Origin of the sequence: Rhizobium sp. 9140 (assembly GCF_900067135.1) — a bacterium.
Lineage (GTDB): Bacteria > Pseudomonadota > Alphaproteobacteria > Rhizobiales > Rhizobiaceae > Ferranicluibacter.
Genome location: NZ_FJUR01000001.1, coordinates 1,478,438 through 1,500,348 on the forward strand (window position 1 = coordinate 1,478,438; position 21,911 = coordinate 1,500,348).

General features: G+C 64.1%; 22 protein-coding genes and 1 pseudogene. 14 read left to right on the top strand and 9 right to left on the bottom strand.

Annotated elements, in window-relative coordinates; genetic code table 11:
- Positions 1–31: 31 nt before the first annotated feature.
- The gene (locus GA0004734_RS06860) at positions 32–454 is read right to left on the bottom strand and encodes a CopM family metallochaperone (RefSeq protein ID WP_175386240.1); all 423 of its coding nucleotides are present in this window, start codon (positions 452–454) and stop codon (positions 32–34) included.
- 32 nt (positions 455–486) lie between these two features.
- Positions 487–885, bottom strand: coding sequence for a hypothetical protein (locus GA0004734_RS06865; protein ID WP_092932347.1), 399 nt, complete (start codon positions 883–885; stop codon positions 487–489).
- A gap of 162 nt (positions 886–1,047) precedes the next feature.
- Here GA0004734_RS06865 and hisS point away from each other — a divergent pair, with 162 nt between their 5' ends.
- The 5 genes from hisS to GA0004734_RS06890 all read left to right on the top strand — a co-directional run bounded on the left by hisS (position 1,048) and on the right by GA0004734_RS06890 (position 6,753).
- On the top strand, positions 1,048–2,532 hold the full coding sequence (hisS, locus tag GA0004734_RS06870) for a histidine--tRNA ligase (protein ID WP_092932349.1): 1,485 nt from the start codon (positions 1,048–1,050) through the stop codon (positions 2,530–2,532).
- Between the two features lie 214 nt (positions 2,533–2,746).
- Positions 2,747–3,913 carry an ATP phosphoribosyltransferase regulatory subunit gene (locus tag GA0004734_RS06875; RefSeq protein WP_092932351.1) on the top strand — a complete coding sequence of 389 codons (1,167 nt, stop codon included), beginning with the start codon at positions 2,747–2,749 and terminating at the stop codon, positions 3,911–3,913.
- Positions 3,910–4,611: an ATP phosphoribosyltransferase gene (gene hisG / locus GA0004734_RS06880; protein ID WP_092932353.1), complete on the top strand. Its 702-nt coding sequence runs from the start codon at positions 3,910–3,912 to the stop codon at positions 4,609–4,611. Before GA0004734_RS06875 ends, hisG begins: the two co-directional genes overlap by 4 nt.
- A 107-nt stretch (positions 4,612–4,718) precedes the next feature.
- Positions 4,719–5,426 carry a glutathione binding-like protein gene (locus GA0004734_RS06885; RefSeq protein ID WP_092932355.1) on the top strand — a complete coding sequence of 236 codons (708 nt, stop codon included), beginning with the start codon at positions 4,719–4,721 and terminating at the stop codon, positions 5,424–5,426.
- Between the two features lie 64 nt (positions 5,427–5,490).
- Complete coding sequence (locus tag GA0004734_RS06890) at positions 5,491–6,753, top strand: NAD(P)/FAD-dependent oxidoreductase (protein WP_092932357.1); 1,263 nt, start codon at positions 5,491–5,493, stop codon at positions 6,751–6,753.
- A gap of 5 nt (positions 6,754–6,758) precedes the next feature.
- Here GA0004734_RS06890 and GA0004734_RS06895 read toward each other — a convergent pair whose 3' ends face one another.
- On the bottom strand, positions 6,759–6,980 hold the full coding sequence (locus GA0004734_RS06895) for a DUF3072 domain-containing protein (protein ID WP_092932359.1): 222 nt from the start codon (positions 6,978–6,980) through the stop codon (positions 6,759–6,761).
- A 133-nt stretch (positions 6,981–7,113) separates the two neighbouring features.
- On the opposite strand from GA0004734_RS06895, the gene GA0004734_RS06900 reads away from it, so the two are divergent.
- A complete protein-coding gene (locus GA0004734_RS06900; protein ID WP_092932361.1) occupies positions 7,114–7,338 on the top strand; it encodes an antitoxin MazE family protein in 225 nt (74 codons plus the stop codon).
- Positions 7,335–7,654: pseudogene (locus GA0004734_RS06905) on the top strand (type II toxin-antitoxin system PemK/MazF family toxin). The gene GA0004734_RS06900 and the pseudogene GA0004734_RS06905 overlap by 4 nt, the downstream one beginning before the upstream one ends.
- Positions 7,655–7,742: 88 nt before the next feature.
- Here the strand turns inward: GA0004734_RS06905 and GA0004734_RS06910 are convergent.
- The 3 genes from GA0004734_RS06910 to groES all read right to left on the bottom strand — a co-directional run bounded on the left by GA0004734_RS06910 (position 7,743) and on the right by groES (position 10,477).
- Positions 7,743–8,282, bottom strand: coding sequence for a GNAT family N-acetyltransferase (locus GA0004734_RS06910; RefSeq protein ID WP_092932363.1), 540 nt, complete (start codon positions 8,280–8,282; stop codon positions 7,743–7,745).
- A 157-nt stretch (positions 8,283–8,439) separates the two neighbouring features.
- Positions 8,440–10,077 (bottom strand): chaperonin GroEL, encoded by a 1,638-nt coding sequence (gene groL, locus GA0004734_RS06915; RefSeq protein WP_092932365.1) that lies wholly within the window; start codon positions 10,075–10,077, stop codon positions 8,440–8,442.
- Between the two features lie 103 nt (positions 10,078–10,180).
- The gene (gene groES / locus GA0004734_RS06920) at positions 10,181–10,477 is read right to left on the bottom strand and encodes a co-chaperone GroES (protein ID WP_092932367.1); all 297 of its coding nucleotides are present in this window, start codon (positions 10,475–10,477) and stop codon (positions 10,181–10,183) included.
- A gap of 272 nt (positions 10,478–10,749) precedes the next feature.
- Between groES and chrA the strand changes: the two genes are divergently transcribed.
- From chrA to GA0004734_RS06935, 3 genes are all read left to right on the top strand, one after another.
- Positions 10,750–12,117: a chromate efflux transporter gene (gene chrA / locus GA0004734_RS06925; RefSeq protein WP_092932369.1), complete on the top strand. Its 1,368-nt coding sequence runs from the start codon at positions 10,750–10,752 to the stop codon at positions 12,115–12,117.
- 124 nt (positions 12,118–12,241) lie between these two features.
- The gene (locus GA0004734_RS06930; RefSeq protein ID WP_092932371.1) at positions 12,242–13,090 is read left to right on the top strand and encodes a TIGR01459 family HAD-type hydrolase; all 849 of its coding nucleotides are present in this window, start codon (positions 12,242–12,244) and stop codon (positions 13,088–13,090) included.
- Position 13,091: 1 nt separating this feature from the next.
- The gene (locus GA0004734_RS06935) at positions 13,092–14,072 is read left to right on the top strand and encodes a bifunctional riboflavin kinase/FAD synthetase (RefSeq protein WP_092932373.1); all 981 of its coding nucleotides are present in this window, start codon (positions 13,092–13,094) and stop codon (positions 14,070–14,072) included.
- A gap of 46 nt (positions 14,073–14,118) precedes the next feature.
- Here the strand turns inward: GA0004734_RS06935 and GA0004734_RS06940 are convergent, their stop codons facing one another.
- A complete protein-coding gene (locus GA0004734_RS06940; RefSeq protein WP_245292356.1) occupies positions 14,119–14,367 on the bottom strand; it encodes a DUF1902 domain-containing protein in 249 nt (82 codons plus the stop codon).
- Complete coding sequence (locus GA0004734_RS06945; protein WP_092932377.1) at positions 14,364–14,654, bottom strand: type II toxin-antitoxin system Phd/YefM family antitoxin; 291 nt, start codon at positions 14,652–14,654, stop codon at positions 14,364–14,366. The genes GA0004734_RS06940 and GA0004734_RS06945 overlap by 4 nt, the downstream gene beginning before the upstream one ends.
- Positions 14,655–14,950: 296 nt before the next feature.
- On the opposite strand from GA0004734_RS06945, the gene ileS reads away from it, so the two are divergent.
- From ileS to GA0004734_RS06960, 3 genes are all read left to right on the top strand, one after another.
- Positions 14,951–17,962 (top strand): isoleucine--tRNA ligase, encoded by a 3,012-nt coding sequence (ileS, locus tag GA0004734_RS06950; protein ID WP_092936008.1) that lies wholly within the window; start codon positions 14,951–14,953, stop codon positions 17,960–17,962.
- A gap of 226 nt (positions 17,963–18,188) precedes the next feature.
- Entirely contained in the window at positions 18,189–18,806 is a 618-nt protein-coding gene (locus GA0004734_RS06955) for a hypothetical protein (RefSeq protein WP_092932379.1), read from the top strand.
- A 7-nt stretch (positions 18,807–18,813) separates the two neighbouring features.
- Entirely contained in the window at positions 18,814–19,293 is a 480-nt protein-coding gene (locus tag GA0004734_RS06960; RefSeq protein ID WP_092932380.1) for a GNAT family N-acetyltransferase, read from the top strand.
- Between the two features lie 4 nt (positions 19,294–19,297).
- Here GA0004734_RS06960 and GA0004734_RS06965 read toward each other — a convergent pair whose 3' ends face one another.
- Positions 19,298–19,747, bottom strand: a complete 450-nt coding sequence (locus GA0004734_RS06965) for a nucleoside deaminase (protein ID WP_092932382.1) — start codon at positions 19,745–19,747, stop codon at positions 19,298–19,300.
- A 70-nt stretch (positions 19,748–19,817) separates the two neighbouring features.
- Here GA0004734_RS06965 and GA0004734_RS06970 point away from each other — a divergent pair, with 70 nt between their 5' ends.
- The gene (locus GA0004734_RS06970; protein WP_245292357.1) at positions 19,818–21,911 is read left to right on the top strand and encodes a pseudouridine synthase; all 2,094 of its coding nucleotides are present in this window, start codon (positions 19,818–19,820) and stop codon (positions 21,909–21,911) included.

Here is a 21,911-nt window from a genome sequence, read left to right on the forward strand (position 1 = left end):
GCTTGAGGAATGATGCAGTATGTCTCAGGCCTTAGCCGCCGTTTTTGGCGAGCCAGTCCTTCATGCGGGCAATCTCGGTTTCCTGCGCCTTGATCACCTCCTGCGCCAGCGCGCGCAGGTTGGGGTCGGTGCCGAATTCCAGCTCCACCTTCGCCATGTCGATCGCACCCTGATGATGGGCGATCATGCCCTTGGCGAAGTCCACATCGGCCTTGCCGGTGTACGTAATGGCCATGCCCGCATGCATCCGGGCATTGGCCTTCACAAAGGCCTGGCTCGATGGACCCTGGTCGCCCTTGGGCTTCGTCGCGTCGCCCGACATGGCGTCATGGTTCATCTGGCTGTGATCCACGGGTTTCGCCGCGTCCTGCGCCATGGCAAGCGGGGTGGCAAAGGTGCTGGAGAGGGAGAGAAGAGCGATCGTGGCGGCGCATATGGCCTGGTGTCGAAACATGGTCTGTCCTTTCGAAATGATGATGAACGCTATCAGGTCGAAAGAGCCGTCTTGGGCGGCGGCGCTGCGGGTTTCGGGGTGGAGGCCGTCAACGGAAGCTCCGCCGCCGGCCGCAGGCGCTGCACCGGACCCGGAAGCCTGCCGAGATCGCCGGCCTCGACCTCCAGCGCGAAACAGGCCGAGCAGAGCATCGGGTGCGACGTCTTGACCGGATCATGGCAGGCGCCCGCGCAATCGGATGATCCGGAAGACCCGCCGATATCGTCGCCATGAGCGCCATGTGCGGCGACAACGGTTTTCCCGTGCGCAAGGTCCTGAGCCTGCGCCACGGCCGACGTCCATCCCGAAAGGATGCCGCAGAATATGGCGAGGGCGAGAATGAAGGCGCGCATTCCCTCAACATAAGCAGGAACCGGGCGAAAGAAAGCCATCCGCTCCACCTTTCGCGCAACCGGTCGCCCGTACCCCCTCTTGCCGCCCAGCCTTGTCGCCCAGCCTTGCCGCTCTGGCCATGATCGGATAGGGAAGGCGCCAAGCTACTCACGCGCCATTGAACGAGCCCTTCCAGCCGAAAACGAGACGGTCGAGACGCCATGAACGACAAGAAGAAGAAGCCTCAGAAGCTCAAGGCCCGCCTGCCGCGCGGCTTCGTCGATCGCTCCGCCGCCGATATCCGCGCGGTGGATGGCATGGTGGCGAAAATCCGCGAGGTCTACGAGCTCTACGGCTTCGACCCCGTGGAAACGCCGCTGTTCGAATATACCGACGCGCTCGGCAAGTTCCTGCCCGACAGCGACCGCCCGAACGAGGGCGTCTTCTCGCTGAAGGACGACGACGATCAGTGGATGTCGCTGCGCTACGACCTGACCGCGCCGCTCGCCCGCCATGTCGCGGAGAATTTCAACGAGATCCAGCTGCCTTACCGCACCTTCCGCGCCGGCTGGGTCTTCCGCAACGAAAAGCCCGGCCCCGGCCGCTTCCGCCAGTTCATGCAGTTCGACGCCGACACGGTGGGCGCCGCCGGCGTGCAGGCGGATGCCGAAATGTGCATGATGATGGCGGATACGATGGAGGCGCTGGGCCTGAAGGATCAGTTCGTCGTGCGGGTGAACAACCGCAAGGTCTTCGACGGCGTCCTCGACGGTATCGGCCTTGCCGGCGACGACAATGCCGGGCGCCGCCTGACAGTGCTCCGCGCCATTGACAAGCTCGACAAGTTCGGCCTCGAGGGCGTGAAATTGCTGCTCGGCGAGGGACGCAAGGACGAGAGCGGCGACTTCACGAAGGGCGCCGGCCTCGGTCCCGATCAGATCGCCAGTGTGCTCGCCTATCTCTCTGACGATGACTACTATCCGTCAAGTGACCTCTACACGCAGGGCATGAACGAACTTGACCAGATCGAGACACTCGTCCGGGCAGCGGGCTACGGCGAAGATCGGATCAAGATCGATCCCTCCGTCATCCGAGGCCTCGAATATTACACAGGTCCGGTCTTCGAAGCCGAACTGACCTTCGCCGTGAAAAACGAAAAAGGCGAAAGCGTCGTCTTCGGTTCCGTCGGCGGTGGCGGACGTTACGATGGGCTCGTCTCCCGCTTCATGGGCCAGCCCGTGCCGGCCACAGGCTTTTCCATCGGCGTCTCCCGCCTCATGACGGCGCTGAAGAACCTCGGCAAGCTGGGGGAGGACGAGGTTCTCGCCCCGGTCGTCGTCTGCGTCATGGACCGAGATATCGAAAGCCTCGGCCGCTACCAGCGCTTCACCCAGACGCTGCGCCACGCCGGCATCCGCGCCGAAATGTATCAGGGCAACAAGAAGAACTTCGGCGACCAGCTGAAATACGCCGACCGCCGCGGCGCGCCGCTGGCCATTATCCAGGGCGGCGACGAGCGCGCCGAGGGTCTCGTCCAGATCAAGGACCTGATCGAAGGCAAGCGCCTCTCCGGCGAGATCGAGGACAACGCCACATGGCGCGAGGCCCGTGTCGCGCAGGTCTCGGTGCCGGAGGTCGAACTGGTGGAAAAAGTCCGCGAGATGCTGGATGCGCAAAGGCAGGACCGCGACCGGGCGGCAGGCTGACCGGCGTGTCTTTCTCATCGTCAACCTCGCAGCCCCTCACCCTAACCCTCTCCCCGCTTGCGGGGCGAGGGGACGTGGCACACGGTAACTCCGAGTGCCCTTCGCCCCGCAAGCGGGGAGAAGGTGCCGGCAGGCGGATGAGGGGCGGCCTCCCCGCGACCGTATCGGCTCTCCTCCTCACCCCCGCCCGCACGCCCCCGGGAACCGCACATTCATGACCCGCTACGACCTCCCCGATTTCGCCCCGGACCTCCTCGCAGCCTTCGCCACACGGCGGGCCGAGCGGGTGCACACGCCGGTCATCCAGCCAGCCGATCCCTTTCTGGACATGGCCGGCGAGGACCTGCGCCGGCGTATCTTCCTCACCGCAAGCGAGACGGGGACGAGCCTCTGCCTGCGGCCGGAGTTCACCATTCCCGTCTGCCTGCGCCATATCGAGACCGCCACCGGCACGCCGAAGCGCTATGCCTATCTTGGCGAGGTTTTTCGCCAGCGCCGCGGCGGCGCGGAGGAGTTCTATCAGGCCGGTATCGAGGATCTGGGAGAGCGGGACGTGGCGAGCGCCGATGCCCGCGCCATCGTCGATGCGATGGACCTGCTGCGCGTCGTGCTGCCCGGCCAGGCTGAAACCAAGACCAAGGCCCACGCCCTCTCGCTGACGCTGGGTGACCAAGCCGTGTTCGAGGCCGTGGTAGCCGCCCTCGGCCTGCCGGTCGGCTGGCAGAAGCGGTTGATCCACGCCTTCGGCGACCCGGCCCACCTCGAAGCCCTGCTCGACCGCCTGGCCCGACCCCAGCCCGTGACCGGTCTCGACCCCGAGATCGAGGCCCTGCTGTCGGCAGACCGGCAGGACGAGCTGATCGCCCGTCTGGAGCGCCGCATGGAAGAGACCGGCTACTCCACCAATGCCAGCCGCTCGCCGGCCGAAATCGCCCGCCGCCTCAGGGAAAAGCGCGAACTCGCCGAAACCCGCCTTGATGGCTCGGCGCTGCTGTTGCTGCGCGAGTTCCTGACGCTACGCCTGCCGCTGGCCGAGGCCTCCGCAGCCCTCGCTGGTTTCGCCGATGCCGCCGACCTGAAGCTCGGACCCGCCATCGCCGCCTTCGATGCGCGTCTTGCAGCCCTCGCCAATGCCGGCGCCGATCTCTCCGCCATGACCTACCGCGCCGCCTTCGGCCGTCCGCTCGACTATTACACCGGCATGGTCTTTGAAATCGCCGCATCCGGCGGCGAGGTGCTGGCCGGCGGCGGCCGCTTCGACCGGCTAATGACCCTGCTCGGTGCGCAAAGCCACATCCCGGCCGTCGGCTTCTCGCTGTGGCTCGACCGCATCGAGGCGCTGCGCGAGGCCGCGAAGGAAAAGACGGGAGAGCCGGCATGACCATCACCATCGCGCTTCCCTCCAAGGGCCGCATGAAGGACGAGGCCTCGACCATCTTCGAGCGCGCCGGCCTGAAAATCTCGACCGTTGGCAACGACCGCTCCTATCGCGGCCGCGTCGAGGGCATCGACGATGTCGAGATCGCCTTCCTGTCCGCATCCGAAATCTCCCGCGAGATCGGCGCAGGCTCCGTCGATTTCGGCGTCACGGGCGAAGACCTCGTGCGCGAAGGCTTGAGCGATGCGGACGAGCGCGTGGAATTCTGCGCCCGCCTTGGCTTCGGCCATGCGGATGTCGTCGTCGCCGTGCCGGATATCTGGCTCGACGTCGATACCATGGCCGATCTCGGCGATGTCGCGGCCGATTTCCGCACCCGCCACGGCCGCCGGCTTGCCATTGCCACCAAATACGGACGCCTGACCCAGCAACACTTCTCCGGCAGCCACGGCATCCAGCTCTACCGCATCGTCGAAAGCCTTGGCGCCACCGAAGGCGCCCCGGCCTCCGGCTCTGCCGATATCATCGTCGATATCACCTCCACCGGCTCGACGCTCAAGGCCAACCACCTGAAAATCCTCTCCGACGGCATCATCCTGCGCAGCCAGGCCTGCCTCGTGCGCGCCCGCAAGGTGGAACATGAAGGTGATGTGAGGGTGCGGCAGATCGTGGAGCGGGTGCAGGGGGCGTTGCGCGGCTAGCATGGGTTTGCATCTGTGGCGGCGACGAAATCGCCGTACGCCCCACTGACATCCCGCACCATCGCACCTATGTGAAACCGCAACCCTTTCCAAGGAACCCGTCCCGCATGGCCGATCTCTCTTCCTTCCCCATCACCACCCGCTGGCCCGCCACCCGTCCGGATGCCATCCAGCTCTATTCCCTGCCGACGCCGAACGGGGTGAAGATCTCGATCGCGCTTGAGGAGCTTGGCCTCGACTATGAGCCGCACCTCATCTCCTTCGGCACCAACGATCAGAAATCCCCGGAATTCGTCTCGCTCAATCCGAACGGCCGCATCCCCGCGATCATCGATCCGAACGGCCCGGACGGCAAGCCCATCGGCCTGTTCGAGTCCGGTGCCATCCTCGTTTATCTCGCCGAGAAGACCGGCAAGCTCCTGCCTGCCTCCGCTGCCGGACGGTACGAGACGCTTGCCTGGGTCATGTTCCAGATGGGCGGCGTCGGGCCGATGTTCGGTCAGTTCGGCCATTTCTACAAGTTCGCCGCCGAAAAGGTCGCCAACAATGCCTATCCGATGGAGCGCTACCGCGACGAATCCAAGCGGCTGCTCTCCGTGCTGGAAGCCCGCCTGGACGGCCGCCAGTGGCTGATGGGCGACGACTACACCATCGCCGATATCGCGACCTTCCCGTGGATCGAAGGCGCGCGAAAATTCTATGGCGGCGATCAGGTGCTCGACTATGCGAGCTTCCCGAACGTCATGGCCTGGGTTGCCCGCGCGCTGGAGCGTCCGGCCGTCAAGGCGGGCATGGACATCCCCAAGCGGGATTGATCGCACGCGGTTTTCTACCGCATTGACGGTTCCGCTCGTGACGGGCTAGGTCTCGGTCGGAATCATGCGAAGGGAAGACGGCGTGGCGGAAGAGCGCGAAATTGTCCAGGACAACCGGCTGGTCGTGGTTGGCGGCGGGCAGGCCGCCTTCGCACTGATCGCCAGGCTTCGCGCGCTGAAGGATACGCGTCCGATCACCTTGATCTCGGTCGAACAAAGTTTGCCGTACCAGCGCCCGCCACTGTCGAAGAAATATCTCCTGCGCGAAATGACGCTCGATCGGCTGCTGTACCGGCCGGAAAGCTGGTACGCGGAGCACGCCATCGACGTCCGGCTCGACTGCGGTGTGACCGCGATCGATCGTGCCGCAAAGTCCGTGACGCTCGCTGACGACACCACGCTCGCCTATGACACGCTGGCGCTGGCGACCGGCGCCACGCCCCGCCGCCTGCCGGACAGCCTTGGCGGCACGCTCGACGGTGTCTTCACCCTGCGCGACTACCGTGATGCGGACCGCCTTGCGGAGGAGATGCGCCCGGGCCGACATGCCCTCATCATCGGCGGCGGCTATATCGGGCTTGAAGCCGCAGCCATCGCCCGAACGCTGGGGCTCAAGGTGACCCTCATCGAAATGGCCGACCGCATCGTTCAGCGCGTTGCTGCATCGGCAACCTCAGACATTCTGCGAGACCTCCACCTCTCACGCGGTGTGGACCTGCGCGAAGGCACTGGCGTCACGCATCTGCTGGAGCGCGATGGCCGGGTCACAGGAGCGGAACTGTCGGATGGCACGACGATCGGCGTCGACCTGGTGATCGTCGGCATCGGCGTCTCAGCCAACGACAGCATCGCCCACGATGCCGGCATCGAGACGGCGAACGGGATTATCGTGGATATCAACGGCCGCTCCAGCGATCCCACCATTTTCGCCATGGGCGATTGCGCGGTGCTGCCCTTCGCCGACATGCTGATCCGCCTTGAGTCTGTGCAGAATGCCGTCGATCAGGCTGAGACCGTGGCTGTCAACATCGCGGGTATTCCGACACCCTATCACCCGAAACCGTGGTTCTGGTCCGATCAGTACGACGTCAAACTGCAAATCGCCGGCTTTGGTCTCGGACATGACGAGACGGTGACCCGGGCAGGCCAGAGGGAGGGCAGCGCCTCCGTCTGGTATTACCGCCAGGGCGCGCTGATCGCGGTGGATGCGATCAACGACGCCAAGGCCTATGTGGTCGGGAAAAAGCTGATCGAGACAGGGCTGACGCCGGACAAAGCCGCCATCGAAAACCCCGCCACCGACCTCAAGGCGCTTCTGGCCTCCTGATCAGGCTACTCGCCGAGATCGAGCTTGCTGCGCAACGCATCGATCCGCTTCGACGCCTCCGCCTTGGTGATATCCTCGGCAAACTGTTCCGGCTGATGCGCCTGCTCCGACAAGGTCTGCAGATAAGACCGCTGCGCCCCCGTCATGGGCTCGTCGCCGCTGACCCAGTTATCGGGGTTCTTTTCGGTGTTGGAAGACGTGTCGTTGGCGATGGCTTTGTCGGACATGAAGTGCTCCTCAGGTAGTTATGTTCGCTAAACGTTCATGCGGCGAGGAGGTTCCGCGACATGAGTGACGCTGTTGCCTAACTTGACAGTTTTGTCACTTCAATCATGTTACATGTAACGAAGGAGGCAGATCATGCGCACGCCTTTGACACAACGGGTTCAGAAGCACCGCGATGCCATGCGCGCATCAGGTCTGCGGCCGGTGCAGATATGGTTGCCGGACACACGTAGCCCTGATTTCCTTAAAGAGTGCCGGCGTCAGGCACGGATCGCCGCAGCCGCAGATGCTTTGGATACCAGTACGGATGCCTTCATCGATGCTGCTCTGGCTGATCTCGGAGACGAGGCGGATGCGTGACGAGGGGTGACATCGTCACGGTCGCAATGCCGCGAGACTTCGGCAAGCCAAGGCCCGCCCTTGTTATCCAGGTCGTTTCGCGGAAACGGGCATCGTCACCATCATGCTCATATCCAGTACGCTGGTCGATGCCCCGCTCATCCGGACGACGGTTCTTCCGTCACCGGAGAACGGTCTTCGCAAGCCATCCCAAGTCATGATCGACAAGACGATGTCGGTAAGGAGAGGTAGACTTGGCCCGGTCTTTGGCCGGCTCGAGACCGAGAACATAATCGCGGTTACACGCTCGCTCGCTGTTTTTCTCGGAATCGCGTGAGCCGCGCTGTTTTCGCGTGAATATACGTGTCGTCATGGTTATCTCGGCGAGCTATGCAGGAGTGTACTTCATTTCTGTCTGGCATCGACTAAGTGTGCTGACCGTTAAACTCTCTCGCCAAAAGTCCCATAATAATATCGTCATGCCAGCGCCCATCGACGAAGGCGGTCTCGCGTTCCCGCCCTTCAATCACGAACCCGCACTTTTCATAAGCTCTGACTGCCCGTGTATTGAATTCAAGAACTCGGATTCCTATCCGATGTAAATGCAAATCCGTGAAGGCATGCATCAGCACGAGCCGAATGGCTTTGCTTCCCAAGCCTTTCCCCAACATGTCCCGATCGAAAATTCCGATTGCCATTGAGGCGTGGCGGTCTGCAAGATTGAAATTGTCCAATCTGATTTCACCGACGAAGCGATGCTCAATCTCGATGACCCACGCATGCTGATGCCTAGCGATATCATGCAGCCACAGATCGGCATCATTTTTTAGAAAAGACCTCACATCAATGTGGCTCACGCCGAACATTCTCATGATATCGGGGTCATTTCCCAAAGCGAGGCGAGCCTTGGCATCCCTCCTGATCGCAGGGCGCAATTCTATGTTGTTTCCGAAGAGGTGCACCATGAACTGCGCCGATGGTTGGAACGTTTATCCGATCGATAGATCCTAGCAGACTTTCTTCGACCTCACAGTTCCAAACAGCTTCAGCCTTGGCCACTAGACTAGAAAAGGGCGGCCCTTTCGGACCGCCCTCCATTCCATCCAATCCTTATCGGATGGATTACATCATGCCGCCCATGCCGCCCATGTCGGGCATGCCGCCGCCCATCGGGGCGTCCTTCTTGGGAAGTTCGGCGATCATGGCTTCGGTGGTGATCAGGAGCGAGGCGACCGACGCTGCGTTCTGCAGAGCGGTGCGAACGACCTTGACCGGGTCGACGATGCCCATGGCGATCATGTCGCCATATTCGCTCGTCTGCGCGTTGTAGCCGTAGTTGTCGTCGTTCTTGTCGAGGATCTTGCCAACGACGATCGAAGCTTCGTCACCGGCATTGTCGGCGATCTGGCGAACGAGCGACTGGAGAGCCTTGCGAACGATAGCGACGCCGGCGTCCTGGTCGGCATTCTCGCCCTTGACGTCGAGAACGGCCGAGCAACGCAGCAGAGCAACGCCGCCGCCGGGAACGATGCCTTCCTGAACGGCTGCACGCGTTGCGTTCAGCGCGTCGTCGATGCGGTCCTTGCGTTCCTTGACTTCGATTTCCGTCGAGCCGCCGACGCGGATGACGGCAACGCCACCAGCGAGCTTGGCCAGACGTTCCTGAAGCTTTTCGCGGTCGTAGTCCGAAGAGGTTTCTTCGATCTGCGCCTTGATCTGGGCAACGCGGCCTTCAATCTCGTTCTTGGCGCCGGCACCGTCAACGATGGTCGTGTTCTCCTTGGAGATCGAGACCTTCTTGGTACGGCCGAGCATTTCGAGCGTGACGTTCTCAAGCTTGATGCCGATGTCTTCGGAGATGACAGTACCACCCGTCAGAACGGCGATGTCTTCCAGCATGGCCTTGCGGCGGTCGCCGAAGCCCGGAGCCTTGACGGCAGCGATCTTGAGGCCGCCACGCAGCTTGTTGACGACGAGCGTTGCAAGAGCTTCGCCTTCGACGTCTTCAGCGATGATCAGGAGCGGCTTGCCGGTCTGGACGACAGCTTCGAGAACCGGAAGCATAGCCTGCAGGTTCGAGAGCTTCTTTTCGTGCAGGAGAACGTAGACGTCCTCGAGCTCGGCCAGCATCTTTTCCGGGTTGGTCACGAAGTAGGGGCTGAGGTAGCCGCGGTCGAACTGCATGCCTTCGACGACTTCGAGTTCGGTTTCGGCGGTCTTGGCTTCCTCGACGGTGATGACACCCTCGTTGCCGACCTTCTGCATGGCTTCAGCGATATCAGCGCCAACCTGCTTGTCGCCGTTTGCCGAGATCGTGCCGACCTGAGCGACTTCTTCCGATGTGGAGATCGGCTTTGCCTTGGCCTGCAGATCCTTGACGACGGCGAGAACGGCGAGGTCGATGCCGCGCTTCAGGTCCATCGGGTTCATGCCGGCTGCAACGGCCTTGTTGCCTTCGCGAACAATGGCCTGGGCAAGAACGGTTGCGGTCGTGGTGCCGTCACCGGCGATGTCGTTGGTCTTGGAAGCGACTTCGCGAACGAGCTGTGCGCCCATGTTCTCGAACTTGTCTTCCAGTTCGATTTCCTTGGCGACGGAAACGCCGTCCTTGGTGATGCGCGGTGCGCCGAAGGACTTGTCGATGACCACGTTGCGGCCCTTGGGACCCAGCGTGACCTTGACGGCATCAGCGAGGACATCGACGCCGCGCAGCATCTTTTCGCGCGCGGTGCGGCCGAATTTTACTTCTTTAGCTGCCATTTTGAAAACTCCCGGGCATAAGCCCAAATTTTAAGTGTCGTCGGATTGTGCAAAGGACCTGCCGGAGGCAGAGCCGATATCATGCAATGAGGCAGAGCCGATATCAGGCGATAACGCCCATGATGTCGGATTCCTTCATGATCAACAGGTCTTCGCCGTTGAGCTTGACTTCGGTGCCCGACCACTTGCCGAACAGGATGCGGTCGCCGGCCTTGACGTCCAAAGGAACGATCTTGCCGCTGTCGTCACGCGCGCCGGAACCGACGGCGACGATTTCGCCTTCCTGCGGCTTTTCCTTGGCGGTGTCGGGAATGATGATGCCGCCCTTGGTCTTGGCTTCGGACTCGACGCGACGTACGACGACGCGGTCGTGCAGGGGGCGGAAGGTAGTGCTTGTCATTGTCTTTTCCCTCGATCAAATGACGCTGGGATCTCATAGGATCCATCGGTCTGTTAGCACTCCGGTAGGTCGAGTGCTAGCAAGGCTGAGATAAGCACGGTTTCTGTCGGAGTCAAGATTGGCGTCCATCATTTATGTCGAGCAGCATTTCTGTCCGCTGTCTGTCACATGACCATCGTAGAGACGGTCTGCGACACGGGTGAGACGCGCGTCGCAAGGGGTCGATCGATCGTTGTCAGAACGAATCGGACGGGATAAGGCGCGGGGGGACGATGAACGATCAACACGGCACGAATGAGACAGGCGCCGTTTCCGGCCATCTACGCGATGTTTCCACAGAGGCGGGTCGCGGCCCCAAGCCGTCTTTCGCACAAGCCACGCGCGTCTGGGTCCGCATCGGTCTTCTCGGCTTCGGCGGGCCGGCCGGGCAGATCGCGCTGATGCACCGCGAGGTGGTGGAAACGCGGCGTTGGGTGCAGGAGGATCGATTCCTGCACGCGCTGAACTACTGCATGCTGCTGCCGGGTCCGGAAGCGCAGCAGCTCGCCATCTATATCGGCTGGCTGCTGCACGGCGCGCGCGGCGGGCTCGTGGCCGGCATTCTCTTCGTGTTGCCTGGCCTCTGCATCCTCCTGGGCCTCTCCACGCTGTACGCGCTTTACCACCAGACGGGCATGCTCTCGGCGGTGTTCTTCGGCCTGAAGGCTGCGGTGCTGGCCATCGTGGTCGAAGCGCTCCTGCGTCTCGCCCGGCGCGCGCTGAAGACGGTCTCGTCGCGCGCCATCGCCGCGCTGGCCTTCGCGGCCCTGTTCTTCTTCTCCGTGTCCTTTCCGCTGGTCATCCTTGCCGCCGGCCTGTTCGGCCTGCTCACAGCCAGGCGGAAGGCGGAAGCCGGATGGGTGGCAGGCGCAAAGGACAGGTCGAGAACCTGGTCGCAGACGCTGGCGCTCATCGTCCTCTGGTCATGCCTCTGGGTCGCGCCGCTCGGCCTGGTCGTCGCCCTTTGGGGCGCCGGAAACGTCTTCGTCGCACTCCACATCTTCTTTTCCAAGATGGCGGTCGTCACCTTCGGCGGGGCCTATGCCGTGCTTGCCTATGTCGCCCAGCAGGCGGTGGAAACCCATCACTGGCTGCGGCCCGGCGAAATGCTGGACGGGCTGGCGCTGGCGGAAACCACGCCCGGGCCGCTGGTTCTGGTGCTGACCTTCGTCGCCTTCATGGCGGCGTTCAGCCTGCCGCCTGCCGGGCTCGATCCCGTCGTCGCAGGCCTCATCGGCGGCCTCGTCGCCACCTGGGTCACCTTCGTGCCGTGCTTCGCCCTCATCTTCCTCGGTGCGCCCTCGGTCGAGCGGCTGCGGGGCAACCGGTTGGCGGTGGCGGCCATGAGCGCGATCTCGGCCGCCGTGGTCGGCGTCATCCTCAACCTCGCCGTCTGGTTCGCCCTGCACGTGCTGTTTGCGAAGGTGCAGCAGAGCCGGTTCGGGCCGTTGGTCCTGTCCGTTCCCGAACTGGCGAGTTTCAATGTCGCGGCAGCGCTTCTCGCGCTGCTGGCGGGCAGTCTGCTCTTCGTCGCGCGGCTTGGCGTGGTCGGCACGCTCGGCGTCTGCGCCGCTGGCGGGCTCCTGCTCTCGCTGGTTTGAGACGCCGGGGCGCGCAATTTACAGAGGAATGCGGCGGATAAGCGATGCGATTGCCGCGTTTAGGCTTGTCTTTTGGCGACGTCCTTGCGATGTCAGCCGGGAGAAGTCTCAACGGGAAGCCTGCATGGCCGTTCGCATCAACAGCTTTCGTGACATCGCGAGCCGCTATGACGTGGTGCTATGTGACGTCTGGGGCGTCCTTCACAATGGCGTTGCGGCCTTTCGCTCGGCCTGCGAAGCGCTGACGGACGCGCGCAGCCGCGGCCTCACCGTCGTTCTCGTCACCAATTCGCCCCGCCCGCATCCCGGCGTTATCGTCCAGATCCGCGGGCTCGGCGTGCCCGATACCGCCTACGACCGCATCGTCACCTCGGGCGATGTCACCCGTGCGCTGATCGCCGCCGGCCCGAAGAAAATCTACTTCATCGGCTCCGATCGCGATTTCCCGCTGCTGGCTGGCCTGGGCGTCGATATCGTCGCCTCCGAAGATGCCGAGATCGTCGTCTGCGCCGGGTTCTTCGATGACGAGACCGAGACGCCGGACGATTATCGCGCCACGCTCTCGGTTCTGGCCAAGCGCAAGCTGCCCTTCATCTGCGCCAACCCGGATCTCGTGGTCGAGCGGGGCGACCGGCTGATCCCCTGCGCCGGCGCCATCGCCAAGCTCTATGAGGAGCTGGGCGGCGAGGCCCGCATTGCCGGCAAGCCGCACAAGCCGATCTATCGTGCGGCGCTCGCCGAAGCCAAAGGTGTCCGCGGCACGCTGGAAGGTGCCCGCGTCATCGCCATCGGCGATGGCATGCCGACCGACGTTCGCGGCGCGCAGTACAGCGGCATCGACGTTCTCTACATCAGCGCGGGTATTCATGGAGCCGAATACATGACCGGCGAAAAAACCGATGAGGCGAAACTCGCCGCCTTCCTCAAGAAGGAGGGCGCAACGCCGAAATGGTGGATGCCCCGGCTCGCGTGACATGACAGTCTTTCACCGCAACGAGACGAAAAATCCCTTGCCGGCTGCCCTCCACGGCGGCGTCATCGCCATCGGCAATTTCGATGGCGTGCATCGCGGTCACCAGTCGGTGCTCGATCGGGCGCTGGCCGAGGCCCGTGCGCTCGGCGTCCCCGCGCTCGTGCTGACCTTCGAGCCGCACCCCCGCGCCGTCTTCCGGCCCGACGAGCCCGTCTTCCGCCTGACGCCAGCGCCGCTGAAAGCCCGCATCCTCGAAGGCATGGGCTTTGCCGCCGTCATCGAATATCCGTTCGATCGCAGCTTCTCGCAGGTGTCGGCGCATGATTTCATCCGTGACGTGCTGATGGACTGGCTGAAGGCCGGCCATGTCGTCACCGGGTTCGACTTCCATTTCGGCAAGGGCCGGGAAGGCGGCCCCGCCTTCCTGATGAAGGCCGGCACGGACAACGGCTTCGGCGTGACGCTGGTCGATGCCTTTCGCGACGAAAACGCCGACGTCATCTCGTCCAGCCGTGTCCGCGGTCTGCTCGTGGAAGGCGACGTGGCGCAGGCGGCCGGCCTGCTCGGCTATCGCTATACGGTGGAGGCGGAGGTTATCGGCGGCAAGCGGCTCGGCCGCACGCTCGGCTATCCCACGGCCAATATGCGCCTCGACCCCGGCGTCTGCCTGAAAAACGGCATCTACGCCGTCCGCTTCCGTCGCGCCGACGGCTCCCTGCACGATGCCGTCGCCAGCTTCGGCCGCCGCCCGACCGTGACCAGCGATGGCGAGGCCCTGCTCGAAACATTCCTGTTCGACTTTTCCGGCGACCTTTACGGCGAAATCGCCTCCGTCTCCTTCTTCGGCCACCTGCGCGACGAGCTGAAGTTCGACGGCCTCGACCCGCTGATCGTCCAGATGAAGCAGGACGACGCGGAGGCCCGCGCGCTTCTCGCCGGCGTGACCCCGCTCAGCGGGATCGATATGGGGCTGTGTTTCTAGAGTTTGCCGTCGTAGCCGGCATCTTTCAGGTAGAACCCGTCCGGCATCAGGCCGCGACCGGCAGGATGGGTGCTTGCCAGACGATTGCGGGGATCAGGCCCTTCAGAGGTGTCGTTGCCAGTTCCGGCAGCGAGATATGATTGTTGACGATCAACGCGATGGCCGCGTCCGCCATGATGGCCTGAAAGGCGTCGAGATCGTCGGCTTCGATATGCAGGCCCTCGATGTCGCTTTCGGAAATGAAAACCCCGGCTTCAGCATCCCAAACGGCCCTCACGAAGAACGTACGTTTCATGCCCATGATCCTCCCAGTTCGACGTCCCGTCCCCGGTCGTCTTCCCGCTCGATATCGAGGTCGAACCCGTGATGACCAAGTCCTTCCATGAACTCCAAGAAGCTTTGCCGTGGTTGAGATCCGGTCAGCCGCTCGTGCTCCTCGACGCTGATGACGACGACGCTGTCGCGACCTCGCACCGTAACGCGTTGCGGACCTTCGCTTCGCGCGCGCCGGACGACTTCGCTGAAGCGCGCTTTTGCGTCCTCCAGTTTCCAGGTCGGGGGCTTTGCGAGATCCTTGGCCATGGAATAACTCCCATCTCGTCAGATGGTCAGAATAGCGGAGCAGACCCGTAAAGTCCATTCGCTGCGTGCGGACGCCCCCTTCCATTCCGCTGTAAAAACCCTTAGACAACGGGCCATCATGACACACATGCGGCTTGCGTCTTCCCTGCGAATTATCGGCCCGGCCTTCCGCGCGCGCTAAGCGGCCGGACGGTCCGGGTTTAAAGCACTTGCGCCGCCGCAGGGCTTGCACGCCCCGCGCGTCTGTTTCCTGCCCCGACATCGCGCTTCCCCAGCGCCAGAGAATGATGGCCGACATGACCGAGACCGCCCAGACTTTCGACTATTCCAAGACCCTCTATCTGCCCGAAACCGAATTTCCCATGCGCGCCGGCCTGCCGCAGAAGGAGCCGGAGATGGTGGCCCGCTGGCAGCAGATGGACCTCTACAAAAAGCTGCGCGCCTCCGCCGCCGGCCGTGAAAAGTTCGTGCTGCATGACGGCCCGCCCTATGCCAACGGCAACATCCATATCGGCCATGCGCTGAACAAGATCCTGAAGGACGTCATCACCCGTTCCTTCCAGATGCGCGGCTTCGACAGCAATTACGTCCCCGGCTGGGATTGCCACGGCCTGCCGATCGAGTGGAAGATCGAGGAGGAGAACTACCGCGCCAAGGGGAAGGGCAAGCCCGACCTCTCTGAACCCGCCGCCATGATCGAGTTCCGCCGCGAATGCCGCGCCTATGCCGAAAAGTGGATCAAGGTGCAGGCCGACGAGTTCAAGCGCCTCGGCATCACCGGCGATTTCGACAATCCCTACCTGACGATGAACTTTCACGCCGAAGCCCGCATCGCCGGGGAGCTGCTGAAGATCGCCAAAAGCGGCCAGCTCTATCGCGGCTCCAAGCCGATCATGTGGTCGGTGGTAGAGCGCACGGCGCTGGCCGAGGCGGAGGTGGAGTATCACGACGTCGAGAGTGATACGATTTGGGTGAAGTTCCCGGTTGTAAGTGGTTCAAGCGACTTGCGTCTTTCGCTCGCAGGTAATTCAAGGCGCTTGTTGCGCTCTTCGTCGAGTGCATCTGGAAATCATGGAACGCTTACTGATGGCCGCGATCTCCATGGCGCCTTCGTCGTTATCTGGACCACAACCCCATGGACGATCCCCGGCAACCGCGCCATCGCTTTCTCTAACCGTGTCTCTTACGGCCTCTACGAAGTCACCGAAGCCGCCAACGATTTCGGCCCGCGTCCCGGTGAAAAGCTGATCTTTGCCGATAAGCTGGCAGCCGAATCCTTCGCCAAAGCCAAGCTGCAGGCAAATCGTCTGCGCAACGTCGCGTCCGACGAACTTGCCACGGTCACCTGCGCCCACCCTCTCGCCGACCTCGGTTACACCTTCCCTGTCCCCCTCATCGCCGGCGATCACGTCACCGACGACGCCGGCACGGGCTTCGTGCACACCGCGCCAAGCCACGGACGCGAAGACTTCGACGTCTGGATGGACAACGCGCGCGCGTTCGAATCCCGTGGCATCGACACCGCCATCCCCTTCCCGGTTGACGACGCCGGCTACTACACCAAGGACGCGCCCGGCTTCGGCCCGGAGGCGGAGGGTGGTCCCGCGCGCGTCATGGACGACAACGGCAAGAAGGGCAATGCCAACGAGCGCGTCATCAAGGCGCTGATCGCCACCAACACGCTCTTTGCCCGCGGCCGGCTGAAGCATTCCTATCCGCATTCCTGGCGCTCCAAGAAGCCGGTCATCTTCCGCAACACGCCGCAATGGTTCGTCTACATGGACAAGGACCTTGCCGACGGCACGACCCTGCGCACCCGCGCGCTCACCGCCATTGACGACACGCGCTTCGTGCCGGCCGCCGGCCAGAACCGCCTGCGCGCCATGATCGAGGGCCGCCCGGACTGGGTGCTGTCCCGCCAGCGCGCCTGGGGCGTCCCCATCTGCGTCTTCGCCCGCGAGGACGGCACGGTGCTGAATGACGACGCCGTCAACGCCCGCATCCTCGAAGCCTTCGAGGCGGAAGGCGCGGATGCGTGGTTTGCGGCGGGCGCAAAGGAGCGTTTCCTCGGCAACGACCACGATCCCGCCGAATGGCGCCAGGTCATGGACATCCTCGACGTCTGGTTCGACTCGGGTTCTACCCATGTCTTCACGCTGGAGGACCGGCCGGATCTCAAATGGCCGGCCGACGTCTATCTGGAAGGCTCCGACCAGCATCGCGGCTGGTTCCACTCGTCGCTGCTCGAAAGCGCGGCAACGCGCGGCCGCGCACCTTACGACACCGTCGTCACCCACGGCTTCATCATGGATGAGAAGGGGGAGAAGATGTCGAAGTCGAAGGGCAACGTCACCGCCCCTCAGGAGGTCATGAAGGATGCCGGCGCCGACATTCTGCGTCTCTGGGTCATGACATCGGACTATGCCGACGACCTGCGCGTCGGCAAGGCGATCATCCAGACCAATATCGATGCCTATCGCAAGCTGCGCAACACCATCCGCTGGATGCTCGGCACGCTGGCGCACGACACTGGCGACGACGTCGCGCTGGCCGACATGCCCTCGCTCGAGCGGCTGATGCTGCACCGGCTGGCCGAACTCGACGAGGTCGTGCGCAGCGGCTACGACGCGTTCGACTTCAAGCGGGTGACGCGCGCGCTCATCGATTTCTCCAATGTCGAACTGTCGGCCTTCTACTTCGACATCCGCAAGGACGCGCTCTATTGCGACGCGCCGTCGAGCCTGCGCCGTCGCGCCAGCCTCTGCGTCATCCGCCGCATCTTCGAGTGCCTCGTCACCTGGCTGGCACCCATGCTGCCCTTCACCACGGAAGAAGCCTGGCTGTCGCTGAAACCCGATGCCGTCTCGATCCATCTGGAGCAGTTCCCCGAGCTGCCGGCCGAATGGCGCGACGAGGCGGTTGCCGAGAAGTGGCGCGTGATCCGCGATATCCGCCGCGTCGTCACCGGCGCGCTGGAGATCGAGCGACGCGAAAAGCGCATCGGCGCGTCGCTGGAGGCCGCCCCCGTCGTCTACATCGCCGATGCCACGACGGCGGAAGCGTTGGACGGTGAGGATTTCGCCGAGATCTGCATCACCTCGGCCATCGAGGTCGTCGTCGGCAAGGGTCCGGAAAACGCATTCCGTCTGGAAGGCGAGGGCAAGATCTCCGTCGAGCCGCGTCTGGCCGAAGGCCGCAAATGCGCCCGTTCGTGGAAGGTGACGACCGATGTCGGTTCCGATCCGGCCTATCCCGACGTCACCGCGCGCGATGCGGCGGCCCTGCGAGAGCTCGGCATTTCGCTCTGAGGCGGCTTCTTCGCCTGAAGAGGCTTCGCGGCTCGAATGGGTGGACGTCATGAGAACCGGGTGAATTGCGCTCGCGCCGTTCATCCGGTAGAACCCTGCCTGAAAATGGGCGGATTTATCCGTCATGGGGCAGGAATTGGCGGGCAGATCGGCCCTGGCGTATCCCGGGGGGTCCGGGAGCGTCTGGAGGCTGGCGGGGCAGGCCGCACGCGCTGGAAGGGTTTGAATGACAATGACGCGACAGTATGGTGCGGGCGCCGGCGTGCTCTCGATCCTGGCCGCAAGCCTGGTGCTGACCGGTTGTATCGGCGGGCCGACCTACGGGACGGACAAGACGGCCGGCGAGCACCTGATGGACGATCTCGGCAGCACGGTTAGCATGGGCGGCGACAAGGCGGCCAACGTGAAGTACCAGCCGCGGCCGGGTCTCGTCCTGCCGCCATCCGGCGAACGCACGGCCCTTGTCCAGCCGCAGGCTTCGCTCGCCAACAAGGACAACCCGGCCTGGGTCGAATCGCCCGAGGAAACGCGCCAGCGCCTGCGCGAGGAAGCCGACGAGAATGCGGACCGGCCGGGCTATGTCTCGCCGCTCGCGAAAGCCTCGGCCAACGGCCGCAAGCTCACCGCCAAGGAGCAGCAGGAAGCCTATCGCGAAGCCCGCAAGGTGCAGATGGGGGCCTATGCCGACAAACGCCGTTTCCTCAGCGATCCCCCGCTCGCCTACCGCAAGGCACCCGAGGAAGCCCTGACGGATCTTGGCGAGGACGAAAGCATCAAGGAACGTCGTCGCAAGAAGGAAGCGCAGGTGCAGGGCAGCGGCAAGAAGTGGTGGCAGGTTTTCTGATCCGGCCATGAGCGTCACGATCCGCGAGGCAACCATCGAGGATGCCGCTATCATCCTTCGCTTCGTGCGGGAACTGGCAGCCTATGAGAAGCTGGAGCACGAGGTGGAAGCGACGGTGGAGACCACCGCGAAGGCCCTCTTCGGCCCGGACAGCGTCTCCAAGGCCGTAATCTGCGAGCGCGACGGCGCGCCCATCGGCTTTGCCGTCTGGTTCCTGATCTACTCCACCTGGCAGGCCCGCAACGGGCTCTATCTCGAAGATCTCTACGTGACGCCGGAAGCGCGCGGCACGGGCGCCGGGCGCAGTCTGTTGCGGCATCTGGCAAGGATCGCCGTCGACAAGAATTGCGGCCGTTTCGAGTGGAGCGTGCTCGACTGGAACGAACCGGCCATCCGCGCCTATCGTGCCATCGGCGCGGAGCCGATGGATGGCTGGACCCGCTACCGTCTGACCGGCCAGGCCTTGCAGGACTTCGCAGCGGGCTGAGGCTTTACCGCCGCGCCTCGAAGAAGGCGCGCAACAATCCCGCCGCTTCCGTTTCGCCGAGCCCCGAATAGACGTCCGGCGCATGGTGGCAGGTCGGCTGGGCGTAGAAGCGCCCGCCATGATCCACCCCGCCGCCCTTCGGGTCGCCGGCGCCGTAATAGAGGCGGCGGATGCGGGCAAAGGAGATGGCGGCGGCGCACATGGCGCAGGGTTCGAGCGTGACATAGAGGTCCGCGCCGGTCAGGCGTTCCGCATTCAGTGCCTGTGAAGCTTGCCGGATGGCCTCAATCTCGGCATGGGCCGTCACGTCGCGGCGCTCTCGCGTCCGGTTGCCGCCGGCGCCGATCACGGTGCCGTCGAGCACGACGACGGCGCCGATCGGCACCTCGCCGCGCGCCTGCGCCGCCCGTGCTTCCGCCAGCGCCAGATCCATGAACCCCGGTGATGCGGCCATTCGCGTCATTATTTCTCTTAACCCATCGGCTCCGACCTGATAGGAGAGCCTGAAAAGGCAGGCAACACAAATGACATCCAATGACAAGCCCCAGCGGCCGCGCGGCAAGCCCGCAAGCGGCGGCAAGACGACAGACCGCGCGCCGCGCGCCGCGGCAGCCGACGGCAAGCCGGCCGGCAAGGCCAAATTCGGCAAGCCGGCATTCGGCAAAAACGCAGGCGAGAAGAAGCCCTTCGAAAAGAGAGAGGGCGGCAAGCCTGCGTTCGGCAAGCCCGCCTTCGGAAAGACCAGCGGGCCGCCGCGCGGCAAGCCCGCCTTTGCAAAGCGCGACGACGCAACGCCGAACGAAACGCGCCCGACGGAACGCCCGGCGTTCGACAGGCCGCGTGCCGAACAGGCCCGCTCCGACAAGCCCTGGGGCGAGCAGCCCCGTTTCGATAAGCCCCGCTCGGAAAAGCCCCGCTCGGACAGGCCCCCTTCCGACAAGCCGAGGTTTGACAAAACGAAATTCGATAAGCCGAAGTTCGAGAGGCCGGGAGGCGAGCGCTCCGCCGATCGGTCCACCGACGAGCGTCCTGCCCGCGCCCGCGCCGTGGCGGCAACAGCCGTTTCCGACGAGGCGCCGCAGCGCATCTCCAAGATCCTCGCCCGTGCCGGCATCGCCTCGCGTCGCGATATCGAGCGGATGATCATGGAAGGCCGCGTCAGCGTCAACGGCACCAAACTGGAAACGCCGGTCGTCAACGTCACGCTGTCCGACAAGATCGAGGTCGATGGCCAGCCGATTCGCGGCATCGAGCGCACGCGCCTCTGGCTCTACCACAAGCCGACGGGTCTCGTGACCACGAACAACGATCCGGAAGGCCGTCCGACGGTGTTCGACCGCCTGCCGGAAGACCTGCCGCGCGTGCTGTCCATCGGCCGTCTCGATATCAACACCGAGGGCCTGCTGCTGCTGACGAACGACGGCGGTCTCGCCCGGGTGCTGGAATTGCCGGCCACCGGCTGGCTGCGTCGCTACCGCGTTCGCGCCCATGGCAAGATCGAACAGGCCGACCTCGACAAGCTCAAGGACGGCATCGCCGTCGATGGCGTGCTCTACGGCGCGATCGACGCGACGCTCGACAAGGTTCAGGGCGCCAATGTCTGGATCACCATGGGCCTGCGCGAAGGCAAGAACCGCGAGATCAAGAACGTGCTCGGCGCGCTCGGCCTCGACGTGAACCGCCTGATCCGCATTTCCTACGGCCCGTTCCAGCTCGGCGAACTGCCGGAGGGTGCGGCGCAGGAAATTCGTGGCCGCACGCTGCGCGACCAGTTGGGTCCGCGCCTGATCGAGGATGCCAAGGCGAACTTCGACGCGCCGCTCTTCAACAATTCGGATGCCGACGACGAAGGGCCGCTGGTCTCGACGGAGCGCAGCGCCGAGCGTGGAAACGACCGTTCGGGCGACCGCGGGCAGGGCGCTTACGAAAAGCCAGCCTTCCGCGAAAAGACCGCTGATCGCAACGAGCGCCTGCGCGGCCGTCTCGATACGCGGCCGGCGGACAACAAACGAGGAGGTCGCGACAGCGCGCCGGCGGCGCGTGGCGATGGGCCGAAGCGCGATCAGCAGCTCGGCCGTCCGCGCAAGGCCAATGTCTGGATGGCGCCCGGCGCCCGTCCCCTGGCCGAAAAGAAGACCGGCTCCGAGGCCGCCGCCGCCGAGAAGCCGGTTCGCCGTGAGCGTCCCGAGGGCGCGCCCAAGGTGAAGCGCTACGGCCGCACGAAGGATGGTCAGGCGATTGCCGGCAAGCAGCGTTTCGACCCGGACCGCAAGAGCGGCGCGAGCTTTGCCCGGCCCGATAGCGGCCCCCGCGTCATCGTCGAGCGCGACAAGGACGACCGCGACTGGATCAAGGCCAGCGAGCCCCCGGTCCGCGAGGAACGCGGCGGCTTCAAGTCCCGCGACGGCGGCGATCGTGGCGACCGCGCCCCGCGCGGCGATGGCGAGCGTTCGTTCGGTCCCAAAAAGAGCTTTGGCGAGAAGAAGAGCTTCGGCGGCGATCGCCCGGCTGGCAAGTCCTTTGCCAAGCCTGGCGCCAAATCCGGTGGCAAGCCCTCCTTTGGCGGCAAGCCTTCGGGCGGAAAACCGGGCGGTTCCAAGCCGCGCGGCGGGAAGTAG